Raw genomic sequence first — 19,464 nt, forward strand, 5'->3', positions numbered from 1 at the left:
GAAAACTGTCTCAAAGGGGGCTGCAGAAATGGGGAACCGGGTGCGTGGGCCCCGGGACGCACTTGTTCTCGGATTCATGAGAAGGCGTCGACCCGCGAGCTGCTCGGCGCAACCGGCGCCAAATCGCGGGCATCAAATGCTTGGGCGCCAGGAGATTGAGTGCCATACGCCTATGGCGAATGGGAAATTCCCATCAGGGCGCGGCCATCACGCCATAACTTCACTAGCAAACAGTTCGGACGCGGCACTGATGGCCCCTCTACTGGCAAGTAACCGCAACGCTCAATCTCGACGGCACGCCCTTAGCTCTTAGGCGCTGCCAGCGGGATTGGCCATCAGATATGCGCCACACTGCCCCTCAGGACCAAACGATGCTTAAGCGTGATCTTGGAGGCGGTCTTAGCGCCTTTATAGATCTGGCGGAAGAGTTCCTCCGCTCCCCTGCGCCCCATCTCGAAGCGCGGAACGGACACTGTCGACAGCGGGGGATGCATAAGCCCCGCCAATTTCAGATCATCAAACCCAAAGAACGACACGTCACCGGGGATGTTTTGGTTTGCTTGCCGAGCAGCTGCCATGGCGCTTATTGCAAGCTCGTCGGTTGCGCAGAAGACCGCAGTGGGACTTAATCCGTCGCTGAGCATGGCCTTCATGATCTCAAAACCAGACTCAGCATCATCGTTGAAAGACTCGGTGGAGCGTACCTTCGTCAGCTCGCCCAGGCCATGGTCGCGCATAAAATCGACATACGCTGCACTCCGATCACGGTATGTTTCCGAGTGATTCGGTCCACCAATGTGGACAATACGTCGATGTCCCGCAGCATAGAGGTGTGCCATTACCTCCTTGGCCGCAACATAGTTATCGATCGTCACGCACGTGACGCCCTCATACGGCACAGGTCGCGATATCGCGACAACTTTGCGGTCAAAGCCTTGCATGCCCAGGATCGGCTTGGGCACGCTCCCGGTGACGGTAATGATGCCATCCACCACGCCAGTCAGCAGTTGTTGCCCCAGCTTCGCCTCTCGCTTGGCCTGCCGCAGCGTTACGCCCAACAGAACGTTGATTTCACGTTCCGCTAGCGTCTCGACAATACCCTGAACCACATCAGAATAGAACGGTGCCGCAATATCTGAAACGATGACGAGCACTTGGTTAGCACGCCCATCCCGCAAATTGCGGGCCGCTTCATTCACCACGTACCCCGTGTCGCGCACGATCTTATCGATCAGTGCCCTGGTCTCCTTAGTGACGCGCGGGCTTCCCGCCAAGGCACGGCTGACGGTGGAGACGTCGACGCCCGCGATGCGCGCTATATCGGCCATTCTGGGTCGTTTTCCAGCTGGCAGCCCCGTTGTATCGTCGCTCGCTATGGCGGGCATTTTCTGTTCGTTCACTTGGCCCAATATGCTAAATTGCCCGCTTGTAAGGCGCTGTTGAGATTAAGGATCCGTCTGACTAAAAGTGACTTTTAACCACAAATCCGGTTGAATCGCATGATAGTCCAATCGATTGGATTTTTCTACGCGCTGCCGGCAGTAGGAGCTGCCAAAGCCCTCGTGGTGAAAGATTCCACATAAAGCACTGCCCGATGCCGTTTGCCCCGCAGTACATCGAAGTACTGGCTACGCTTGGGGATTCCGAGAGTTTCCGGGGAGCTAGATGAAATGGTCGAACCCACTCATTGGATAGACCTCAAACAACTGTTCTTCAATCCAAAAATAGTCGTCGGCGTCGATGCCGGCGTCCAAGAACGGCCGAGGTTCTATGGCATGAAGGGGTGTGATGTCGAACCTGTTCCCCATTTCGTCTTCAACTACCGAATGGGCGACGAACCGTACGAAGTCGCTGTTTGGTGCAGCGATCACCAGCCAGCCTAGTACGTGACCGTGGTGTGGATTTCTTTCAATCCAGGTGGCTACGTTGTGGTGGCATTTGTTTTCTTCAGGCGCCCAATCGCCAACGTTGACTTGTCTACAAGGCACAACGACGGCTTCATTAAGCTGCCCTGCAAGTAGGGCTCCGTATCTCTCGATGGCAGCATTCGGAGCGGGCATTCGGTCGAATACGGTAACCACCAGACTCATTCCTTCAAGCTGAAATCTGCCATTGCGACTACCAATCCGGGTTTCCCTCAGCGGCCGTATTCGACAACAAGTAGTGCGGTTGCTGCAGTCTTGCCTTGATTGGCAATCGAATGCTGCAGATCGACTGGATATCGTGCGGTATCACCACTGCGGACAATTACCTCGCTGTCCCCAGCGCGCACCGTCATAGCGCCGCTTTGCACGGACAGGTGCTCCTTGGCCCCCTTCTCATGCGGCTCTGATGCTAGAACTCCTCCGGCCGTGATGGTCAACTGATACCACTCGACGGTACCGGCCATGTTGATTGGACTGAGGATGCGAAGCTCACATTTCCCGTCGGCACTTTTGATGGTCGGCATCTCGTGTGCCGCGGTAACGGTAACGGCGGCCGCCGCAGCCTTGGTTTGACCATTGCTGAGGAAATCCGTGATGTCAATGCCAAGAGCACTGGCCAGGCGCCAAAGAATCGCCACAGTCGGATTGGCCTCGTTGCGCTCAATCTGCGACAGCATCGATTTGGAAACCCCGGCACGCCTCGACAAATCATCGAGTGAAAGGCGCTGCGACTGACGCAGCGTCTTCAACGTTTCGCCAACGGCTGGCGGCCCCTCAGAACGAGTCTCTGCACGCGACATTTGCATATTCACGAATTGTTCGATATAGTGGACATATTGCGTTTATTAGTGGAAATCGCCACGATGATGAATAACCCGATCCTAGCAGGACTACACAATGCTTACTACCTCTCATTTCTACGCCTCACTTCGTGAGGAGCTTCAACAAATTGAGGCCGCCGGCCTTTTTAAGGTCGAACGTCCGATTACCTCCGCCCAAAGCACTCTCGTTTCGACAGCGGATTCCAGTGAAATCATCAACCTTTGTGCGAATAACTACCTGGGGCTGTCTTCTCACCGCGGAATTCTGGAAGCTGCCCATGCTGCCCTCGCCACCCGTGGGTTTGGCCTAAGTTCGGTGCGGTTCATTTGCGGTACGCAGGACATCCACAAGGAGTTAGAGGCTCGACTGTCGAAATTTCTGGGTACCGAGGACACGATCCTCTATGGCTCGGCTTTTGATGCCAACGGAGGTCTTTTTGAGACCTTACTCGGCGCCGAAGATGCAATCATCAGCGACGAACTCAACCACGCTTCGATCATTGACGGCATCCGCCTGAGCAAAGCGAAGCGCTACCGCTATCGGCACAACGACATAGAGGATCTTCGGCACCAACTGCGGGAGGCTGACGCCGCAGGCTCGCGGTACAAACTTGTATTCACAGACGGCGTCTTCTCAATGGATGGCACGATTGCGCGTTTGGATGAGATTCGCGCAGTGTGCGACGAGTTCGGCGCACTGTTAGGAGTGGACGACTCACATGCCACCGGCTTCATTGGAAAGACTGGTCGCGGGACGCACGAATACCGAGGCCTCTTCGGCAAGATTGACATCATTACCGGCACGCTTGGCAAAGCCTTGGGCGGTGCATCAGGTGGATTTACGAGCGCGAAGGCCGAGGTGATTTCAATGCTTCGGCAGCGCTCCAGGCCATACCTCTTTTCGAACACACTTGCACCTGTCATTGTCGGTGCGAGCATCAAAGTCCTTGACTTACTAGAGGCAGACACCTGCCTGCGCGACAACCTTGAAGAAAACACTCGATTCTTCCGCGACGGCCTAGCGGCGCGCGGATTCGACTTGAAAGCGGGCACTCACCCCATCATTCCCGTGATGGTGTACGAAGCAGAGACGGCGCAGCGACTGGCGCGGCGCCTGCTGGAATTGGGTGTCTACGTCACCGGCTTCTTCTACCCCGTAGTCCCGAAAGGTCAAGCGCGCATTCGGGTGCAAATCAGCGCGCTACACACCAAGCAACAGCTTAGTAGCGCCCTTGATGCCTTTGCACAAGCAGGTAAAGAGTTGGGGATCACAGCATGAGCAGCCAACCCAAAATTCTGATCATTGGCGCCAACGGCCAACTCGGCACCGAACTGTCAGCCGCACTCGCCGACCGTCACGGCTCGCACAACGTAATAACGAGCGATATGGTCCCGACTGGTCGCCACGCGCATATTGCCCACGAGATGCTGGACGTGACCGACGCGGGGCAACTCAAGGAACTTGTAAAGCGCCATGGCATCACCCAGATTTACCATCTCGCTGCGGCGTTATCGGCCACAGGCGAAACATCCCCTACATGGGCCTGGAACTTGAACATGGGTGGATTGCTGAACGTCTTGGAAACCGCCCGTCACTACAAACTGGACAAAGTGTTCTGGCCAAGCTCTATTGCTGCTTTCGGCCCAACTACACCTGCCGATGCGACCCCGCAGAGTACGGTCATGGAACCCAAGACCGTGTATGGAATTTCCAAACTCGCCGGAGAAGGCTGGTGTCGCTGGTACTTTGAAAAGCACGGGGTGGACGTGCGTAGCCTGCGTTACCCAGGCCTGATTTCGTACAAGACAAAACCGGGCGGTGGAACGACGGACTACGCCATCGACATTTTCTACTCGGCACTTAAAGGCGAGAGATACAACTGCTTCCTTGCTGAAGACGAAGCGCTACCCATGCTCTATATGGACGATGCAGTGCGCGCCACACTAGAACTGATGGAGGCGCCAGCAGAGTCGATTACCGAACGTGGCAGCTACAACCTGGCAGGGATCAGTTTTACCCCTAGTGAAATTGCCGCTGAGATCCGCAAGCACCTCTCGAGCTTCGAAGTTGCATATGAGCCGGACTTCAGGCAACAGATTGCAAGTAGTTGGCCAAATTCAATCGACGATTCATGCGCGCAGCACGACTGGAAGTGGAAGTGCAGGTTTGACTTACCTGCATTGGTGACAGATATGCTGAAGCATCTCCCAGAATCAGTGAAGACGCCCTCCTCAAGCGTAAATGCTTAACTGGTTCGAATACATCGCAATGCGAGGGCGGCCCGCCACCACGCAGTCCGGCGCAAGCGATGAAGTTAAGAAGTCATCGCTTGTGAAGTGCGCAGCAGCTGCTCAACAAAAACCTTTATCGCCGGATGCGATCGTTCCCCCTGGCGAAGAGCCACTGAAATCCGACGAGTCACAGCCGGCCGCAGGGGACGAGCAATCAAATCCTGCGAAATCTGACCCAGGCGCAACCCGGGAATGATCGATACAGAGCAGCCCGACGCCACCATTGCGGCAATGATTTCTGAGCCTCGGCAGGCGGCATTGACCCGCGGAGTAAAGCCAGCTTGGCGGCAAAGATTCATCACAAACTCGCCATAAAAGCTGGTTGCGGAGTCCATTGCCCACTCCTCATCTTTTAGTTCTGATAAGGCAATTGAAGGTTTGAGCGCAAGAGGATGATCTTTAGCCATGACCACATTCAACTCGTCGTCAATTAGCCGCACTTTGTGAACCGTCTTTTCCATCCGTGCCAAGCGGACGGACAGGTCGTCCACTATTGCTAAATCAACGTTCCAGGAACCTAGGGCTGCCAAACCCTCAGATGGTTCCATCTCAATAATGGTTATCTGAAGGCGCGGGTAAATTTTCCGGAGTTCTTGCAGCACGGGAGGAAGCAATGCCGCTGCAGCGGTGGCAAATGCGGCAATTCGCAATGTGCCGGCAATTTCTTTACGGATCAGAGCGAGTTCCGAGTTTGCCTCGTCTAGAACGCCCATGATGCGCTCCACATGCGATACCAAGACCTCACCAGCGTGAGTCAACTTGACGCCGCGTCCCCTGCGCTCGGTTAGCGGAACACCAACCTCCTCTTCAAGCTGGGCAATTTGCTGGGAAACAGCCGAAGGGGTGAGGCTTAGGGCATCGGCGACCGCGGCCATCGTTTGACGGATTGAAAGTTCTCGCAAAGCTTTGAGACGTGCAATGTCCATAACCACCCTGAGAAATAGTTAATATTTCTAATGTATACGTCAAATAAAGATCAATTGTATTGGTTGAATGCCACCCGTACTATTCGCACTCCTACATTGTCAGAAGTGACTTGGAGTTTTTGTGGCTGTCAGCGTTTTCGACCTTTTCAAGATAGGTATCGGCCCTTCGAGCTCACACACGGTCGGGCCGATGCGTGCAGCACGCATGTTCACGCAGCGTTTGGTGAACGAGGCCAAATTGGACGCCACAGTGCAGGTGCGATGCGAGCTTTACGGATCGCTCGGTGCCACCGGTAAAGGCCACGGCAGCGGAACTGCCGTGCTTTTGGGGCTTTCTGGCTTCGAACCGGACACGATTGATCCGGACAAGATTCCTTCTATTCTGGAGGGTATCCGAGGGACCCATCAAATCCAGTTGCTAGGGGCTCACCCCATCGCTTTCCAAGAAAAGACCGACGTTCTCTTCTATCTCACTAAGACGCTTCCTTTTCATGCAAACGGCATGACATTTTCAGCGTTTGATGCATCGGGCGAACTCCTATGCGCGCACACCTACTATTCCGTAGGCGGCGGATTTGTCGTGAGCGAAGAAGTTGCCGATGACGGGTCCAGGCACAAGACCATCGCACCGGATACCACCGTGCTTTCACACCCATTTCACAGTGGCGATGAGCTTCTGGCTATTACAAGCGCCAACCGGTGCAGCATCGCAGAGATCATGCGGCGCAATGAGCGTTTCTGGCGAACGGATGAGGAGATCGATCGCGGCCTACTTAACATCTGGTCGGTCATGCAAGACTGCGTCGCGCGTGGATGCCGTGCCGAAGGCACTTTGCCTGGCCCCTTTAAGGTCCGTCGCCGTGCCGCCGCGTTACAGCAGTCGCTTTTGGCCACACAAAAAAATGGCGCGACACCAGACCCACTCAGCACGATGGACTGGATCAACCTCTACGCACTGGCTGTCAACGAAGAAAATGCGTCCGGTGGACGGGTTGTTACAGCGCCTACGAACGGTGCCGCGGGCATTATTCCTGCCGTGTTGCATTACTACGTGGGGTTCGTTCATGGTGCCGACGATGCTGGCGTAATCGAGTTTTTACTCACCGCCGGCGCTATAGGCCTTCTCTACAAAGAGAATGCTTCGATTTCAGGCGCCGAGGTCGGCTGCCAGGGTGAGGTGGGAGTCGCCTGCTCGATGGCAGCGGCCGCGCTGTGTGCCGTGATGGGCGGTACTCCTGAACAAGTCGAAAACGCCGCCGAGATTGGCATGGAACATCATCTTGGGCTGACGTGCGACCCAGTAGGCGGATTGGTGCAAATACCCTGCATCGAGAGAAACGCTATCGCCTCTGTCAAAGCCGTCAACGCCGCCCGAATGGCACTGCATGGCGACGGCTCACATCACGTGAGTTTGGACAAGGTCATCAAGACCATGAGAGAGACTGGCGCCGATATGATGACTAAATACAAGGAAACCTCTCGCGGCGGCCTCGCGGTGAACATTATTGAGTGCTGATAACGAACCAAGCAGTTAAGTCGGCCCTCGTCGTTCTACTGGCGTATCTTTCCGCTGCCGCTGATGATGGACAATTCAACAAACTTTGCACCTGAGTGCATTCCTGGCTTGAAACTCACCAGGTAGCCGCCGAGGTCATAGTTTTCCATCCCATCTAGCGCTGTCACCATACCTGCGCGATTAGGGTTCTTTCCTTGTCGCCGCACGGCTTCAACAATGACCTTCGCTGCGATGTAGCCCTCCATCATGGTGTAGCTCGCCGGCACCTCTAAACTCTGAGCCTTCGCGATGGTATCGCTGAACTCCTTAGCCAGGCGTACTGAAATCTTGTACGGATTGGGCACAACTTGTGCAATTGCCACACCCCTCAGTTGCTCCTCGCTCAATCTCTTAGACAACTGTTCGATGTCAGCCCCTGAGTGCGAAAGCAACTGTGACGCCCCACCGGCCGCCCGGTACTGCTCAATAAAAGCTGCTGCGGCGGCACCGCTTGCGACCATGATGATGGCTTGCGGTGCGGTTTTAACGAACACCTCAACAGCCGGCGTAACACGGGCCGTCCCGGTCGCATAGGATGCTTTGGAAACGACATTACCAGCAGTCTTCTTGGCTGCTTCGTCTGTAGCAGAAAGGAGTGAAGCAGCTCCGGGACCGTCCTCGTAAAAAAGACCGATTCGGTTGATACCGACGGTGGCCAAGTGCTCGGTAATCTTGTTGATTTCGTCACGCAAGCCGGCACGCACGCTGTATAACAACGGAGCCTCCACACGTATCTCCGTCGTGCGATAGCCTACGACGGCGATTGAATTTGCTTCAAGTAAGCCCGAATTCACCACGTCTGTGATGTTGCGGTTACCAAAAAATCCAGCCAAGACCAACGGTCGCTCTTCACTCAGCAGCTGCTTGGTCACACTCACAGTGTTTTCCGCCCGTCCACCGTCATCCTTGCGAATCAGAGCGAAGGTGTGACCGTTGATGCCGCCGGCCTTGTTAATGTTATTAAACATCAACTGCATACCGACCGCATATGCCCGACCCTGATTGGCATCTAAGCCCGACATCGGACCAACTTGCCCAACAACAACCTCGACGGCGTGAGCTAGTGGCATTCCCAGCAGTGCAAAGATGACAACAAAGATTGAATTAATTCTCATAAAAACTTCATTATTTTTAGAAGCGCTGGGATTCGTAATCACAATTAATCTACAGTTGCACCTGAACTGCGCACCAGGTTTGCCCATTTTTCGGCATCCGATTGAATACGCTTACTGAATTCCTCTGGCGATGAGACAAGTGGGGTGGCACCCTGCAGTGTTAATTTCTCTACAGTTGCCTTGTCACGAGCGATGCGCGAGATTTCATAGGAAAGCTTGGTTACCACCTCCTTCGGTAGGTTCTTTGGTCCTAACACGCCAAACCACACACCCACCTCGTATCCAGGCACTCCTGCCTCTGCGACAGTCGGCACATCGGGCAAAACCGGTGATCTTTTTGTTCCCGTTACAGCTAGCGGACGAAGATTTCCAGTTTTGATCTGCGGCAACGATCCCGGGAGGTTGTCGAACATCAGCTGAATCTGATTTCCCAATAAGTCAGTCATCGCAGGTCCGCTACCCTTGTACGGCACGTGCGTGAAAGAAGCCCCCGTCATGGCTTTGAACAACTCCCCTGAAAGATGGTTCGTAGTTCCATTACCTGCGGAACCCATGTACAGAGCAGAGGGATTTCTCTTTGAGTATTCAATTAACATTTGAACGGACTTAACCGGGACATTTGGGTTGACTACCAAGATATTCGGGACAGTCGCAAACGTTGCAATGGAGGTGAAGTCCTTCTTAGGATCGAATGGCAACCGCTTATAAAGCGACGCATTGATTGATTGCGTGCTGACGGTTCCGAACAACAACGTATATCCATCCGTCGCCGACTTGGCCACAATATCTGCACCGAGAGTTCCCCCTGCTCCTCCACGATTGTCAACAATCACCTGCTGCCCAAGCGCTTCGGACATACGGCCGGCCAATAACCGGCCAAGATTGTCCGTCGTTCCTCCTGGAGGAAATGGCACGACCAAACGGATCGGCTTCATTGGATAGCCTTCAGCGCAAGCGGCTGTACCGGACAGTGCTATGAGTAAACAAATAACCAACCTAGAAATTTTTGTCATGATGCGTTCTCGGTAAATATAGAAGGAATATGAAAGGGGCGGTTGCTACTCTTCACTGGGTGCTATCAGAAGTATGGCGATGACAGCGCTTAGCTAATCGCTCAGACTGCTACGCACACTTCATCAGCCACAAAATGCCCGGGTGCGATCTCGGCAAGCTTTACCTCGGGCGGCACATAGTGCAGATCGTGTATCGGGCTGGGAATTTCACCGTCCAGCATATGGCGCAGATTACGACGCTGCGGGTCTGCCACAGGCACAGCTGACAGGAGTTTCCGCGTATAGGGATGGCGGGGATTTTCGAAGATCTGGCGACGGGTTCCGATCTCCACAATGCGTCCAAGATACATCACAGCTACCCGGTGACTCACACGCTCAACAACAGCCAAGTCATGAGAGATAAAGAGAAAAGCGATCCCCAATTCGCGCTGAAGATCCTGCATGAGGTTAATTACCTGAGCTTGAATGGAAACATCAAGCGCGGAAACCGACTCGTCCGCAACGATTAAGCGTGGTGAGAGAGCAAGCGCTCGCGCGATACAGATTCGTTGACGCTGTCCACCTGAAAATTCGTGCGGATAACGCTGGGCATACTGCGGCAGCAAGCCAACCTTTTCTAATAGCTCACAAACCCTGCGACGGGCAACCGCTCCATGCGCAATGTTGTGTACCTTAAGCGGCTCAATCAATGAGTCTTCGACGGTACGGCGCGGATCGAGTGATGCGTAGGGATCCTGAAACACCATCTGCACTTCTCGGCGTAAGCCTTTTAATGCGCTGCCAGTCATGCCCCCGATGGGCTTCCCATTGAATTCGATTTCCCCTCCTTGTGTGCGTAGCAGCCGCGCCACCGCACGGGCTGTTGTCGATTTTCCGCAACCCGATTCACCGACTAACGCTAGTGTTTCTCCAGCGAAGAGGTCAAAACTCACATTTTCCACCGCATGAACCCGGCGCTGCACTCGTCCGAGAATGCCGCCGCGCAAGTCGTAACGGGTCACCAAATTGCGCACACGCAGCAGGGGTGAGAGACCGTAATCCGGCTTTGATGCATTCGGCGCAATTTCTGACGAGACAACTGTCTGCCTCAAATCGCTCGTACGAGCCTCGATCAAAGGAAATTTGGCTGGAAAATCGGTGCCCTGCATAGCGCCAAGCCTGGGCACGGCGGCCAGCAGACTTTGTGTATATGGATGCTTGGGCTGCGTAAATATAGCCTCTACAGAGCCGCGCTCTACGGTCTCGCCGTTGCGCATGACCATCACCTCGTCAGCGATCTCGGCCACAACTCCCATATCGTGAGTGATGAATATCACGCCCATTTTCAGGTCGTCCTGCAGCCCTCGAATAATCTGCAGGATTTGCGACTGTACGGTCACGTCCAGCGCCGTGGTCGGCTCGTCCGCAATGAGCAAAGTAGGTTCGCAGGCCAATGCCATAGCGATCATGATCCGCTGGCGCATTCCACCGGAGAGCTGGTGCGGATAGCGCCCCATCATCTGCCTTGCGTCAGGGATTCGCACAAGGTCCAGCATGCGAAGCGCGCGTGCAAATGTGGCCGCACGATCGCCGGGCTGATGCAATCGGATCGCTTCCAGAATCTGGTCGCCCACCTTGAACACCGGGTTCAAGGAGGTCATGGGCTCCTGAAAGATCATGGCCATGTCAGCGCCCCGCAGGCGACGGAGCTGGGATTCGGGTGCACCCATCAGATTTATCACCCCATGATGGCGGGTACGCAGTTGCATCTGCCCGGACGCAATACGGCCACCGCCCAGTTCCACCAGGCGCATGATGGCCAGCGAAGTCACCGATTTTCCCGAGCCTGACTCCCCGACGATAGCCAACGTCTTGCCACGAGCCACCTCGAAAGAGACATCTCGCACCGCCATAGGAGTGCTGGCATCGCCGCTGAATCCTACGCTCAGGTTTTGTACACGGGCGACGAGGTCTTCGTTCATACGGTTTCCGCGACAGTAACAAGTCGGCCAACAGCCTCGTTCAGTTCGCTCTGTGCTCGAGCCAGGCGGGCGCGCGCCTCCTCCACCCATCGCCGATCGGCTACTCGCTCACTTTGCGCATGCGCGAGCAGACGAGCGACTTGTAGCGGACCTACGCTGCCATCGGTCACACGGGTTTCGACGAAGCGCCTCGGGTCAAGCGCATCGCGTACAGTTTCATCACCGAGGTTTAGCTCAAGGCCGGCAGTCTCCAGCGCGGCTTCATCGAGTAGCGTGCTGGTCAAATCGGCCGGTGCAATGCCTAGTGCAATGCAGTTACGCACCACACGCGCCACGATGTGGTGCACCTGTCGAAATGAAAGGCCGCGCTCGCGTACGATCAGGTCGGCAAGGTTACTAGCCGTACACCAGCTGCCGCTGAGTGATTTAGCCATCCGGTCGTCATGGACGATTAACGTCTCGATTACTCCCGTAAAAAGGTCAAGCATGCCTTCGGTGGTCGCGAGTGCCTCGTCGATCAGCGGTAGTTCGCGCATGGCTTGGTCACCTGTTCCCTCCGCACGGAAGGTGGCCAGAGCGGTTGCCAGCCAGGTTACGGCAGAGCCGGCGGCTTTTTTGATAGTTTCAAGGCCGGCTGGGTTCTTCTTCTGGGGGAAGATGCTGCTTGTACCGCAGTAGCTGTCGTCGCTCTCAACCAGGCCGAACTCAGTGCTGGACCAAAGATGCAGGTCGGTCGCCAGATCGTTGAGATCGGCCATGACGAAGGCCAAAGCACCGATTGCCTCGGCGGCATAGTAAGCCTCACGTCCCAATTTGGAGTTCTCCACCAACCCATCAAAACCCAACAGTGCAGTGGTGCGCATGCGGTTCAAGGGCCAAGAGGTTCCAGCCAGGCCGACCGAACCCAATGGGTTGCGGTTGACACGGCCATACGCTTGGGCAAGCCGTTCGAAACTGTCGTGTAGTCGGGAACTGAAGCTCAGCAGGTAGTGACCGAAGACCCAAGGTTGCGCATGTTGAAGGTGGGTGTAGCCAGGCATTATGGTGCGAGCATGGCGCCGAGCCTGCTGGGCGATAGCGTCCTGCAGACCATTAAGCTGGTCCATAACGTCCAGCATGCGGTTTCGCTTGTAGAGCCGCCGAACGGTGGCGCCTTGGTCGATACGGCTGCGACCGGTGTGCATCTGTCCGCCTACATCTTCACCGATTGCCGCAAAGAGATAGGACTCGATTTGCAGAAGGAAGCTGCCTTTACGAACGTCCGTAGGGAAGTCCGCCGGTTCCATGCGACGAATCCCAAGCAGTTGCTGCAGGATGGCGCGGCCCACTCCCGCCGAGATGATGCCCTCCTCCACAAGCATGGTGGTGTGCGCCATATCGACAGCGACAAATTCTTGGAACTGCTTCTTTTCGCGCTCCAGGCCTGGCAGGTCGTGATATTTGACCAAACGTGCGGCTGGCGGAGCACTCAATCTGGCCTCGGTCAGCAGAGTTTCATGATGGGAGGTGGATGTCATCGGAAATTTGAGAGTGGGCGTAGAGTGGATTAACGGGTGACGGTTGCGCTATTGAATTCGACGATCTCATCGCTGTAGACGGTCAGGCCTTTAACGCCTTTGCGTTGGCCGATGAGTTGCACCTGGTCAAACAGAGGTATGGTGTTGGGTTCGAGCTCCCAGACAACCCGCTGGATGTCGCCATACGTCCCCATGCGTTTTTCGTAGTTCATCTCGCCGGCGGCTTTGGCTAGCAGTCCGTCGACCATCGGATTGGAGTAGCCGGTGAGGTTGGAGGGGTCGCCCGTGCTCAATTTACGGCGCAGGCGAATATCCGCATTCGGGATACCGGTTCCCAGCAACCACATATTGGCGCCGTTGCTCCCCTTGCCTGTACCTTTGCCAGCCTCGGCGCGGTACAGCTCCTTCTGGTAGCTTGCCCACTCCCAGACCTTGAACTCGGTCTTCAGGCCGATGGCGTTCAGGTAGCCCTGTACGGCTTCCGCGGCGGCACGATCTTTTGTGTAACGACCAGAGGGGGTCCACATAGTTACGACACCGGTGTAACCATTGGGAAATGCGGCCTTCAGCAAGCGGCGCGCCTCGTCCGGGTTGTACTTGTAAGCCGGGAATATGCGCCTAGCCTGCGTTCCCTCGGGAAAAGGGCTGACGGGAACGCGGCCATAGCCCAATAGGATCTTGTCTACTATGGCTTGGCGGTCGATGGCCAGATTCACTGCCTTGCGTACGCGCACATCGTCAAAGGGGGGCTTGGTGACATTCAGCTCGAAGAACACCTGAAAAGCGCTAGCGGCCTGTTGCAGCACCATTTTGTCGCTGCCCTTGAAGTCACCGGTAAGCTCCGGCGCAATGTTCGCTGCAACGTCCGCGTTTCCAGTCTTCAGTTCGATTACGCGTGCCGCATTCTCTGGCACGGGGCGAAAGACTAGCCGGTCTGTCTTACCAGGAGTTCCAAAGTAATCGGGATTGCGCACAATCTCGGCGCGTTCGTTAGGCACCCAACTTTTGAATACATAGGGCCCCGTACCCACGGGGTTGCGGCCATAGGCCCTGCCACGCTTTTCGATAGCCGTGGGGCTGCTAATAGAGGCCCACTCCTCTGTCAGAATTTCAAGCAGTGTGGGCGACGGCTCCTTGGTAGCAATGGTCACGACGTACGTGCTCGGGGCTTCAACTGTCTCAATAGAAGCGTAGTAGGAGCGATTCGGTGAGCCCAACTCTGGACTGCGCAAACGATCTAGGTTGAACTTGATAGCAGCTGCGTCCAGTGGCGTTCCATCGTGAAACTTCACGCCTTTGCGCAGATTGAAAGTCCATACCTTTCCGTCAGCAGAAACGTTCCATGACTCCGCAAGGTCGGGCACGATCTTCTTAAAGCCTGGGCCGTCCCAACTCACCAGTTTGTTAAAAATATGGGTGATGACTATTTGCGAGGGGGTGCTACGGCTCACGGCTGGATCCAACGTGTCAATCTCTGTGCCTTGGACATAGGTCAGACTGGTCTCTGCCGAGGCGTAGCCGGCGCCGCCGAGCAGTACTAGGGCAAGGCCCGCTGCGGTGAGCTCACGCATGATGGACGAAAAACTGTAGCGCATGGAAGGTACTCCGGAGTTTGGAAGGTAATAACAAATGCGGGACGGGGATTCGGATGAAGTTGGAATGTGAAGGGAAGATCTGAGTTTTCAGCGCCGTGCCTGCCGGGAACGCGGATCCACGTAGTCCCTCAGTGCGTCACCGACGAGGTTAAAGCTCAAGATCACGATGAACAGCGCACAGCCCGGTGCGAGCAGAACATGCGGGTGACTGGTGAGATGGGCGCGGGAGTTCGCGATCATGGCGCCCCACTCAGGAATTGGGGGCGGCGGGCCTAAACCGAGGAAGCTCAGACCAGAGCCAATCAAAATAGCTTCGGCCAATGAGGTTGTGGCTTGCACGATGATGAGGGAGCCAATATTCGGAATGATGTGGCTCAGGATCAGCCGAAGATCGCCCACGCCTATGGAACGTGATGCAAGCACGAACTCGCGCTCCTTGAGCGCTCGTACCGGTGCTGCGAAGAAGCGCACATAGATCGGCATGGTGGAAATAGCGATAGCAGCAGTCAGACTCATCACGCTATTGCCGGCAACGGCCACCACCATAATGGCCACCAAAGTACGTGGAAAAGCGATCATGAAATCCATGAACCGCATCAGAGCGCCGGTGGCTGCGTTAGAGTAAAAGCCGCATATCGCACCGAGTGAAATACCTACGGTCATACCCATTGCAACGCTACCAAAGGCAACTGCCAGTGTGATTCGCGCCCCCCAAAGGACACGTCCTAAGAGGTCCCGTCCAAGCTCGTCCGTCCCAAGCCAGAAGGCGTTGCCCGGCGCGAGCAGCGCTCGGTCAAGGCTCACCTGCGTGATGGATATCCAATCGAAAATCCATGGTGCAATAGCGGCGGCCGCGAAAATTACCAACAGGATGGCTAACGAGCCCAAGGCAATCCAGCGCCGCGCGCTGACGAGGTAACGCAGGAAACCTCTAGGCGGGCGCCGAGCCACCGCAGAAGTGCTGACGGGCGCGTTGGATTGCACTTCAAGCGTAGGTGATGCGAGGGTCAAGGAATCCATATGCCAGGTCGACGATAAGGTTGATGAGAACGACAAGCGCGGCAAAGACCAGGATGGTTCCCTGCACGACGTAGATGTCGCGGACCATGATCGCGTCGATCATGTAACGACCCATACCGGGCCAGGCAAAAACGGTCTCCACAATGACCGCCCCTCCAAGCAGGCGGCCAAAGTCCATGCCGAACGAAGTCACCAGCGGTATGGATGCATTGGACAGGGCGTGGCGCAACACGACGCGTGGCCGTGCGACCCCTTTGGCATAGGCGGTTCGGATGTAATCCTCCCCCAGCACGTCGAGCATGCTGGAGCGCGCAAGCCTAGAGAAGGTAGCCACGTACGGCAAACCAAGCGTGATTGCAGGCATTACTAACTGCTGCCAGTTGCCTCGACCGGTAGGCGGCAGCCACCCCAGCGTGGATGCAAAGAGAAGCATCAACAGAAGGCCCAAGAAGAACCCCGGCATCGAAATACCAACCACTGCAAGTGCCGTCAAGGCACTGTCGAGCAGACCGCGGGGCTTGAGTGCAGCCGCGATGCCCAGCGGGACACCGAGCACCACGGCGAGCAACATCCCAGCAGTGGCCAGTTCAAGGGTTGCTGGAAGCGTACGTGCGATGCTCTCGGCCACCGGCGCATAGGTTTGAAAGGAGTCTCCCAAATCGCCCTGTAGCACCACGCGCTGAAGGTAGATAGAGTACTGCTGATGAAGCGGCTTATCTAAGCCATAGTTTCGGCGGATCTGCTCAATGTCTGTCTCCGCCGCATCGGGGCCGGCGGCCATCCGAGCCAAGTCTCCTGGAATGGCATGCATCACAAGAAAAACCGCGAGCGATATTCCCAGAAGCATTGGGAAAAATAGCAAGAGCCGTCGAACTACGTAGCTGAGCATTGACTTCCCGCGAGCGCGGTCACTAGTTAATAGGTAGGACCGACAAGATGCGCGTCCAGTTGTGTGACCGAATGATGACGCGGCGGTGCACCCGGCACAACTGCAAAAAACGTTTGACGCGCATAATAAAATGTTATGCGCATGACCATTTTTGATGTTTATGCTCTGGCTCTTGCCCTTAGCGTGTCTTGTGCCTTCCTGGAGCAGCTATGAATCTCAATCCGAAACAGCTAGAAGCCTTCCGACATGTAATGGTCACTGGCAGCATGACAATCGCAGCGGAGCTTTTAAAAGTCAGCCAACCTGCAGTTAGCCGATTAATAAAAGATCTGGAAAAAAATCTAACGATCAGACTGTTTCGGCGCGAAGGGAATCGCCTGTTGCCAGGTGCCGAAGCACAGCGCCTATATCGGGAGGTAGATCGGTTCTACCAAGGCATCGAACAAGTCGAGAGAGTTGCGGAAGATCTGAAGTCCGTACGCATTGGAACCTTGCGGATAGCCTCTATGCACACACTAGGCTTAAGCTTGCTTACTGAAGGCGTTCGTCAGTTCTCGCTAGCTCGTCCTAGCATTGCGATTTCCCTAGACGTCCGAAATTCACTAGGAATTCTGGAACTCACGGCCGCCCACCAATTTGATATCGGCTTTGTTCAAATGATCGGATCAGAGTACCCAGGAGTCGATGTCTTCCCGCTACCAACTGTGCCAGCTGTATGCGTCCTTCCCCGTGGACATCCTCTCGCTCGGAAGAAGGCAGTGCACATCACAGACCTCCAAGACGAATCATTAATCTCGCTAAGTCGCAACAGCCCGTTCCGTATGCGACTCGACATGGCGCTGGAAGCGGCCGGCGTTTCTTGCAAACGATCGGTGGATACAACACTAGCCCACTCGGCTTGCGGCCTGGTCGCTGGCGGGCTAGGTGTCACTGTGACCGATCCATTTACCGCTACTCATCTGCGTGGCTTGGCATTGGTTAGTCGTCCTTTGGTGCCTGTCGTTCCATTCGAATTTGCAATGGTCCTTCCTGCACACCAGCCCCGCTCAAAGGTTCTTAATGATTTCATACATGTCATGAAGGATCTCTTCGCTAAAGGATCGAACGCAACTTAAACACCTGACCGACAAACAAAAAAAGCCGCTTCGAGTGAAGCGGCTTATGCTTGCCGTAAACGGCAGCGTGTAATCAAAAGTTGTGTCGTATACCTACCGCGTAGATCGCGGTGCGTGCGATATTGCTCGAAGGAGCAATTACGCGGGCTGCAGCTGCGACCTTGTCATAGTTCTTTGTACTTACGCCCCCCGCGTACAACGTCGTACGCTTGCTCAATGCGTAAGTGGCTTGCAATCCGAATCCAGAGGCTTTTCCCAGATCATTTCCTTTAGATTGCGCATATCCAGCGGCGACGGTAAACGCTCCTACAGGAACGGCAGCACTGATACTGTATTCATTCTGTGCTGCGAGGTCGCCGCCGGTGGCGGTCACGCCTTTGTACCGCCCGCGGTTGTAGCCCACCCCCACTTTCACTACCTTAAAGTCGTACGCGGCGCTGATCAGCGTGTTTTCCAGCGCCGGCTTTGCACCCGTTACTTGGTTAATTGCGCCACCCTCAGACTGATAGCCACCCGAGATCAGGAGCGGGCCATTAACGTATTTCAAAGCCAATGACGTAGAGCGACTCGATGGTTGTACCGTGGTCTTGTCCTCACCAAAACCATAAGTAAACGTTCCCGTAAAGCCGGCGAAGTTCGGCGACGCGTATTTAATGCTGTTGTTGAAACGGTTGTTAAATCCTAGCCACGTCATCTGCGCACCCAGACCGGTGCTGTTGTTATGACTTAGAAATGCAGCTTGACCCGCCAAGGTGTTAATTGTGGTCAGGGTGGAGGCGGGAGTGCTGATACTGTTTCCAGAAGGATCAAAAATAGAGTTTTCCATCATCGCGTAGTCGACAGCCACATCGTTATAGGAGGTGCTATTACGACCGACTGTGACAGTACCCCAGGTGGTACTAGCCAAGCCGACCACGGCTCGACGCCCAAAAAGAAGCCCGCCCTGAGCTGATGAACCTGAATCAAGATTGAAGCCCGACTCCAGATTACCCACCGCGGCCAAGCCACCTCCAAGGTCTTCGGTGAATCTTATTCCCCAGCGATTCCCTGAAAAAGCACCTGAGTCGACCTTTGACATGGTGATGCTCTGAATAGTTGCAGTGGCACCAGCACCCGAAAGTTGATTGGCTTTAAAACTGCCGATATTGGCATCCAATATGCCGTAGATAGTTACGGTGGACTGGGCGTGGGTAAGGCCCGATACTGCCGAAATTGCAGCAATCAGGATATGCTTTTTCTTCATTCAAATGACTCCAAAGTTCTTTATCGAAAATCTGAACCTGCGATTCCTCATATTCCCAAATCGCCAGCGCATGCGACTTCAGCTCGCCGTTTTAGACAGCAACCTCAGCAGTCGAATCATGCGGTGGCAAGGAACGACGAACAACTGCAGTCCATGTTGGACGCGCATCAGGAAACGTTATGTTTTGACGATTAACGGTTGACTGGAGTGGTTGCACCCTGGGTCAGCAGCGCCCCGCCTCCCAGACTCCAAGAACCTTCGACCACTACGGGACCGCTGATGCCAGTCGGGGAAAGATTGAACTCAGAACTCTTTCGCACTTCGGTCTAGAGGCCATCCGACGGAGCGCGCTCTACGGCGATGCACCGTCTGATAGACCGGGTTTTCCGCCGAGAAGGGATCTAGCCTTTGTGGCCCAAAGACACGGAACTGCCTTAACCGATCGGGTCGACAGATTAGGGAGACGAGTACGCGGAC

The 19,464-nt window shown here is 55.2% G+C and carries 16 protein-coding genes; 4 read left to right on the plus strand and 12 right to left on the minus strand.

Annotation, left to right across the window (positions count from 1 at the left end; genetic code table 11):
• Window positions 1–335 precede the first annotated feature (335 nt).
• The 3 genes from ACSQ27_RS22345 to ACSQ27_RS22355 form a co-directional block, all read right to left on the minus strand.
• On the minus strand, window positions 336–1,328 hold the full coding sequence (locus ACSQ27_RS22345; protein WP_436157694.1) for a LacI family DNA-binding transcriptional regulator: 993 nt from the start codon (window positions 1,326–1,328) through the stop codon (window positions 336–338).
• A gap of 333 nt (window positions 1,329–1,661) precedes the next feature.
• Window positions 1,662–2,081 (minus strand): hypothetical protein, encoded by a 420-nt coding sequence (locus ACSQ27_RS22350; RefSeq protein ID WP_436157695.1) that lies wholly within the window; start codon window positions 2,079–2,081, stop codon window positions 1,662–1,664.
• A gap of 56 nt (window positions 2,082–2,137) precedes the next feature.
• The gene (locus ACSQ27_RS22355) at window positions 2,138–2,731 is read right to left on the minus strand and encodes a helix-turn-helix domain-containing protein (RefSeq protein WP_436157794.1); all 594 of its coding nucleotides are present in this window, start codon (window positions 2,729–2,731) and stop codon (window positions 2,138–2,140) included.
• A gap of 91 nt (window positions 2,732–2,822) precedes the next feature.
• Here ACSQ27_RS22355 and kbl point away from each other — a divergent pair, with 91 nt between their 5' ends.
• Together kbl and ACSQ27_RS22365 are read left to right on the plus strand one after the other, a co-directional pair.
• Entirely contained in the window at window positions 2,823–4,025 is a 1,203-nt protein-coding gene (gene kbl, locus ACSQ27_RS22360; protein WP_436157696.1) for a glycine C-acetyltransferase, read from the plus strand.
• On the plus strand, window positions 4,022–4,996 hold the full coding sequence (locus ACSQ27_RS22365; protein WP_436157697.1) for an NAD-dependent epimerase/dehydratase family protein: 975 nt from the start codon (window positions 4,022–4,024) through the stop codon (window positions 4,994–4,996). The genes kbl and ACSQ27_RS22365 overlap by 4 nt, the downstream gene beginning before the upstream one ends.
• A 65-nt stretch (window positions 4,997–5,061) precedes the next feature.
• On the opposite strand, the gene ACSQ27_RS22370 is transcribed toward ACSQ27_RS22365, so the two are convergent.
• A complete protein-coding gene (locus tag ACSQ27_RS22370; RefSeq protein WP_436157698.1) occupies window positions 5,062–5,964 on the minus strand; it encodes a LysR substrate-binding domain-containing protein in 903 nt (300 codons plus the stop codon).
• Window positions 5,965–6,085: 121 nt separating this feature from the next.
• Here ACSQ27_RS22370 and ACSQ27_RS22375 point away from each other — a divergent pair, with 121 nt between their 5' ends.
• Window positions 6,086–7,480, plus strand: a complete 1,395-nt coding sequence (locus ACSQ27_RS22375) for an L-serine ammonia-lyase (protein ID WP_436157699.1) — start codon at window positions 6,086–6,088, stop codon at window positions 7,478–7,480.
• Between the two features lie 35 nt (window positions 7,481–7,515).
• Here ACSQ27_RS22375 and ACSQ27_RS22380 read toward each other — a convergent pair whose 3' ends face one another.
• From ACSQ27_RS22380 to ACSQ27_RS22410, 7 genes are all read right to left on the minus strand, one after another.
• A complete protein-coding gene (locus tag ACSQ27_RS22380; RefSeq protein WP_436157700.1) occupies window positions 7,516–8,634 on the minus strand; it encodes an ABC transporter substrate-binding protein in 1,119 nt (372 codons plus the stop codon).
• Between the two features lie 44 nt (window positions 8,635–8,678).
• Window positions 8,679–9,647 (minus strand): Bug family tripartite tricarboxylate transporter substrate binding protein, encoded by a 969-nt coding sequence (locus ACSQ27_RS22385; RefSeq protein ID WP_436157701.1) that lies wholly within the window; start codon window positions 9,645–9,647, stop codon window positions 8,679–8,681.
• Between the two features lie 101 nt (window positions 9,648–9,748).
• On the minus strand, window positions 9,749–11,608 hold the full coding sequence (locus ACSQ27_RS22390; protein ID WP_436157702.1) for a dipeptide ABC transporter ATP-binding protein: 1,860 nt from the start codon (window positions 11,606–11,608) through the stop codon (window positions 9,749–9,751).
• The gene (gene argH / locus ACSQ27_RS22395; RefSeq protein WP_436157703.1) at window positions 11,605–13,125 is read right to left on the minus strand and encodes an argininosuccinate lyase; all 1,521 of its coding nucleotides are present in this window, start codon (window positions 13,123–13,125) and stop codon (window positions 11,605–11,607) included. Before argH ends, ACSQ27_RS22390 begins: the two co-directional genes overlap by 4 nt.
• A gap of 29 nt (window positions 13,126–13,154) precedes the next feature.
• Window positions 13,155–14,720 (minus strand): glutathione ABC transporter substrate-binding protein, encoded by a 1,566-nt coding sequence (locus tag ACSQ27_RS22400; protein ID WP_436157704.1) that lies wholly within the window; start codon window positions 14,718–14,720, stop codon window positions 13,155–13,157.
• 87 nt (window positions 14,721–14,807) lie between these two features.
• Window positions 14,808–15,731 (minus strand): ABC transporter permease, encoded by a 924-nt coding sequence (locus tag ACSQ27_RS22405; protein WP_436157705.1) that lies wholly within the window; start codon window positions 15,729–15,731, stop codon window positions 14,808–14,810.
• Window positions 15,706–16,629 carry an ABC transporter permease gene (locus ACSQ27_RS22410; RefSeq protein ID WP_436157706.1) on the minus strand — a complete coding sequence of 308 codons (924 nt, stop codon included), beginning with the start codon at window positions 16,627–16,629 and terminating at the stop codon, window positions 15,706–15,708. Before ACSQ27_RS22410 ends, ACSQ27_RS22405 begins: the two co-directional genes overlap by 26 nt.
• 209 nt (window positions 16,630–16,838) lie before the next feature.
• Between ACSQ27_RS22410 and ACSQ27_RS22415 the strand changes: the two genes are divergently transcribed.
• Window positions 16,839–17,744 (plus strand): LysR substrate-binding domain-containing protein, encoded by a 906-nt coding sequence (locus tag ACSQ27_RS22415; RefSeq protein WP_436157707.1) that lies wholly within the window; start codon window positions 16,839–16,841, stop codon window positions 17,742–17,744.
• Window positions 17,745–17,817: 73 nt separating this feature from the next.
• Here ACSQ27_RS22415 and ACSQ27_RS22420 read toward each other — a convergent pair whose 3' ends face one another.
• The gene (locus tag ACSQ27_RS22420) at window positions 17,818–18,987 is read right to left on the minus strand and encodes a porin (RefSeq protein ID WP_436157708.1); all 1,170 of its coding nucleotides are present in this window, start codon (window positions 18,985–18,987) and stop codon (window positions 17,818–17,820) included.
• Between the last annotated feature and the right edge of the window lie 477 nt (window positions 18,988–19,464).

This window comes from Polaromonas sp. LjRoot131 (assembly GCF_964252805.1).
In the GTDB taxonomy this organism is placed as follows: Bacteria; Pseudomonadota; Gammaproteobacteria; order Burkholderiales; family Burkholderiaceae_C; genus Polaromonas.

Excerpts from the sequence above, each read along its gene's own strand:
- ACSQ27_RS22345 (WP_436157694.1), bottom strand. The coding sequence starts at position 1,328 with ATGGCCGATATAGCGCGCATCGCGGGCGTCGACGTCTCCACCGTCAGC.
- ACSQ27_RS22355 (WP_436157794.1), bottom strand. The coding sequence starts at position 2,731 with ATGCAAATGTCGCGTGCAGAGACTCGTTCTGAGGGGCCGCCAGCCGTT.
- kbl (WP_436157696.1), top strand. The coding sequence starts at position 2,823 with ATGCTTACTACCTCTCATTTCTACGCCTCACTTCGTGAGGAGCTTCAA.
- ACSQ27_RS22365 (WP_436157697.1), top strand. The coding sequence starts at position 4,022 with ATGAGCAGCCAACCCAAAATTCTGATCATTGGCGCCAACGGCCAACTC.
- ACSQ27_RS22370 (WP_436157698.1), bottom strand. The coding sequence starts at position 5,964 with ATGGACATTGCACGTCTCAAAGCTTTGCGAGAACTTTCAATCCGTCAA.
- ACSQ27_RS22380 (WP_436157700.1), bottom strand. The coding sequence starts at position 8,634 with ATGAGAATTAATTCAATCTTTGTTGTCATCTTTGCACTGCTGGGAATG.
- ACSQ27_RS22385 (WP_436157701.1), bottom strand. The coding sequence starts at position 9,647 with ATGACAAAAATTTCTAGGTTGGTTATTTGTTTACTCATAGCACTGTCC.
- ACSQ27_RS22390 (WP_436157702.1), bottom strand. The coding sequence starts at position 11,608 with ATGAACGAAGACCTCGTCGCCCGTGTACAAAACCTGAGCGTAGGATTC.
- argH (WP_436157703.1), bottom strand. The coding sequence starts at position 13,125 with ATGACATCCACCTCCCATCATGAAACTCTGCTGACCGAGGCCAGATTG.
- ACSQ27_RS22400 (WP_436157704.1), bottom strand. The coding sequence starts at position 14,720 with ATGCGCTACAGTTTTTCGTCCATCATGCGTGAGCTCACCGCAGCGGGC.
- ACSQ27_RS22410 (WP_436157706.1), bottom strand. The coding sequence starts at position 16,629 with ATGCTCAGCTACGTAGTTCGACGGCTCTTGCTATTTTTCCCAATGCTT.
- ACSQ27_RS22415 (WP_436157707.1), top strand. The coding sequence starts at position 16,839 with ATGAATCTCAATCCGAAACAGCTAGAAGCCTTCCGACATGTAATGGTC.
- ACSQ27_RS22420 (WP_436157708.1), bottom strand. The coding sequence starts at position 18,987 with ATGAAGAAAAAGCATATCCTGATTGCTGCAATTTCGGCAGTATCGGGC.